Genomic DNA, 3763 nt, shown 5'->3' with positions numbered 1-3763 from the left:
GTCATCGAGCCCGTGCCCGCCCTCAAGCCCGGCGACTGCCGTGCGCCACGACTGCTCGGCACGGCTGGCCAGTGGCTGTAAAAGACCGGGAATTGGAGCAAGCGACGGGAGGCTCATGGTCTATCCTTGATCGGCTATGGTGTTGCCGAGTACGGTGACAGGAGGAAACAGCGGTTTAATCCGACTGTCGAACAAAGGTTATAAATAGCTGTAAGATCATTTTGTTTAGCATCAAGCCCGCAGATCACCGGCTTATTGCAGATAAAAGCACCAACAATATCGATTTTTCGCACAACGAAACAGGTGGCCATCAGGACCATTCCTGTAGTTTTACTACTGCATGACACACTCGAAAGGCTGAAATGGCCGACGATTTGTAGTAAAACTACACGCCGCTGGAATCAACCTCCGGCCATCCAAGAATTTATGTCGTCTGCCCACAAGGCCAGTCGCAAACTCAGGCAACCGATTCTGGAAGCCTATCCGCCCTGGAGCAAGCCATGCAAGACCTCGATCCCGTCGAAACCCAGGAATGGTTGGACGCCCTGGAATCGGTTCTCGACAAAGAAGGCGAAGACCGCGCTCACTATCTGATGACCCGTATGGGTGAGCTCGCTACCCGCACCGGTTCGCAGCTGCCGTATGCCATCACCACGCCTTATCGCAACACGATTCCCGTAACCCACGAAGCACGCATGCCTGGCGACCTGTTCATGGAACGCCGTATTCGCTCGCTGGTACGCTGGAACGCCATGGCCATGGTGATGCGCACGAACTTGAAAGATTCTGACCTGGGCGGTCATATCTCCAGCTTCGCTTCCAGCGCAACCCTGTATGACATCGGCTTCAACTACTTCTTCCAGGCCCCTACCGACGCACACGGCGGCGACCTGATCTACTTCCAGGGTCACACCTCGCCAGGCGTTTACGCCCGTGCGTTCATGGAAGGCCGCATCAGCGAAGAACAAATGAACAACTTCCGCCAGGAAGTGGACGGTCAGGGCCTGTCGTCCTACCCGCACCCTTGGCTGATGCCTGATTTCTGGCAGTTCCCGACCGTATCGATGGGCCTTGGCCCGATCCAGGCGATCTACCAGGCGCGCTTCATGAAGTACCTGGAAGCCCGTGGCTACATCCCTGCTGGCCAGAAAGTCTGGTGCTTCCTGGGCGACGGCGAGTGCGACGAGCCGGAATCCCTGGGCGCAATCTCCCTGGCAGGCCGTGAAAACCTCGACAACCTGATCTTCGTCATCAACTGCAACCTGCAGCGCCTCGACGGCCCGGTTCGCGGCAACGGCAAGATCATCCAGGAACTCGAAGGCGTGTTCCGCGGCGCTCAGTGGAACGTAACCAAAGTCATCTGGGGCCGTTTCTGGGACCCGCTGCTGGCCAAAGACGTCGACGGTATCCTGCAACGTCGCATGGACGAAGTCATCGACGGCGAGTACCAGAACTACAAAGCCAAAGACGGCGCGTTCGTACGTGAACACTTCTTCAACACGCCGGAACTCAAGGCGATGGTTGCCGATCTGTCCGATGACGAGATCTGGAAGCTCAACCGTGGCGGCCACGACCCGTACAAGGTCTACGCGGCGTACCACGAAGCGGTCAACCACAAAGACCAGCCAACCGTTATCCTGGCCAAGACCATCAAGGGTTATGGCACCGGCGCCGGCGAAGCGAAAAACACCGCGCACAACACCAAGAAGGTTGATGTTGAAAGCCTGAAGCTGTTCCGCGATCGTTTCGACATCCCGGTCAAAGACGACGAAATCGAAAACCTGCCGTTCTTCAAACCGGAAGCAGGCAGCGCCGAAGCCCGTTACCTGAGCGAGCGCCGTGCCGCACTGGGCGGTTTCGTACCTCAGCGCCGCGCACAGAGCATCAGCATTCCGACCCCGCCACTGGAAACCCTCAAGGCCATCCTTGACGGCTCCGGCGACCGTGAAATTTCCACCACCATGGCTTTCGTGCGGATCCTCGCGCAGCTGGTCAAGGACAAGGAAATCGGCCCGCGCATCGTTCCGATCATCCCGGACGAAGCCCGTACCTTCGGTATGGAAGGCATGTTCCGCCAGCTGGGCATCTACTCCTCTGTCGGCCAGCTCTACGAGCCAGTCGATAAAGACCAGGTGATGTTCTACCGCGAAGACAAAAAAGGTCAGATCCTCGAAGAAGGCATCAACGAAGCAGGCGCCATGAGCTCCTTCATCGCCGCCGGTACTTCGTACTCCAACCACAACCAGCCGATGCTGCCGTTCTACATCTTCTACTCGATGTTCGGCTTCCAGCGTATTGGCGACCTGGCCTGGGCCGCTGGCGACAGCCGCACCCGTGGCTTCCTGATCGGCGGCACCGCCGGGCGTACCACGCTCAACGGTGAAGGCCTGCAGCACGAAGACGGTCACAGCCACATCCTGGCCGGTACCATCCCGAACTGCCGCACCTTTGATCCGACCTACGGCTATGAGCTGGCGGTGATCATTCAGGACGGCATGAAGAAGATGACCGAAGAGCAACAGGACGTCTTCTACTACATCACCGTCATGAACGAGTCCTACCAGCAGCCAGCCATGCCGGCCGGTGTCGAGGAAGGCATCGTCAAGGGCATGTACCTGCTCGAGGAAGACACCAAGGAAGCGGCGCACCACGTTCAGCTGATGGGCTCCGGCACCATCCTGCGTGAAGTCCGTGAAGCGGCGATCATCCTGCGTGAACAGTTCAACATCGGCGCTGACGTATGGAGCGTTACCAGCTTCAACGAACTGCGTCGCGACGGCCTGGCCGTAGAGCGTCACAACCGCCTGCACCCTGGCCAGAAGCCTCAGCTGAGCTACGTTGAAGAGTGCCTGACCGGCCGTAAAGGTCCGGTGATTGCCTCTACCGACTACATGAAGCTGTTCGCCGAACAGATTCGCCAGTGGGTACCGGTCAAGGAATTCAAAGTGCTGGGCACTGACGGTTTCGGCCGCAGCGACAGCCGCAAAAAACTGCGTCACTTCTTTGAAGTAGACCGTCATTTCGTGGTGTTGGCAGCCCTGGAAGCACTGGCTGACCGTGGCGATATCGAACCTAAAGTGGTGGCAGAAGCCATCGTCAAGTTCGGCATCAACCCGGAAAAACGCAACCCACTGGACTGCTGAGGAGAATATTTGTGAGCGAACTCATTCGAGTACCTGACATCGGCAGCGGCGACGGTGAAGTCATCGAGCTGTTTGTAAAAGTCGGCGACCGTATCGAAGCCGATCAGAGCATCCTGACCCTGGAATCGGACAAGGCGAGCATGGAAATCCCTGCTCCCAAGGCCGGTATCGTCAAGAGCCTGAAGATCAAGCTGGGCGACCGCCTGAAAGAAGGCGACGAACTGCTGGAACTGGAAGCCGAGGGCGCCGCTGCGGCGCCTGAAGCACCGGCCCCTGCTGCAGCTCCTGCTGCGGCCGAAAAACCTGCTGCTCCTGCTGCCGATGCCCCTGCGGCCCCGGCTGCACCTGCCGCTGCTACCATCCAGGACATTCATGTCCCGGATATCGGCTCGTCGGGCAAAGCTAAAATCATCGAAATCCTGGTCAAGGCCGGCGATACCGTCGAGGCTGATCAATCCTTGATCACTCTCGAGTCCGACAAGGCCAGCATGGAAATTCCATCGCCAGCCGCCGGTGTGGTTGAGAGTATTTCGGTCAAGCTGGATGACGAAGTCGGCACTGGCGACTTTATCCTCAAGCTCAAGGTTCAAGGCGCTGCGGCACCTGCTGCTCCTGCCCAG

Annotated in this window: 2 protein-coding genes; both read left to right on the top strand. The window is 58.3% G+C overall.

The features are described from left to right. Positions 1-500 precede the first annotated feature (500 nt). Positions 501-3143 (top strand): pyruvate dehydrogenase (acetyl-transferring), homodimeric type, encoded by a 2643-nt coding sequence (gene aceE / locus GHO03_RS23840; RefSeq protein WP_095000903.1) that lies wholly within the window; start codon positions 501-503, stop codon positions 3141-3143. A gap of 11 nt (positions 3144-3154) precedes the next feature. Beyond that, the coding region (locus GHO03_RS23835; RefSeq protein WP_372241794.1) for a biotin/lipoyl-containing protein at positions 3155-3763 on the top strand (609 nt) is incomplete at its 3' end.

Source organism: Pseudomonas sp. FSL R10-1339, from assembly GCF_009600545.1.
Lineage (GTDB): Bacteria > Pseudomonadota > Gammaproteobacteria > Pseudomonadales > Pseudomonadaceae > Aquipseudomonas > Aquipseudomonas bubulae.
The sequence above is the reverse complement of the archived record's forward strand: the minus strand, read 5'-3'. Positions and strand labels throughout refer to the sequence as shown.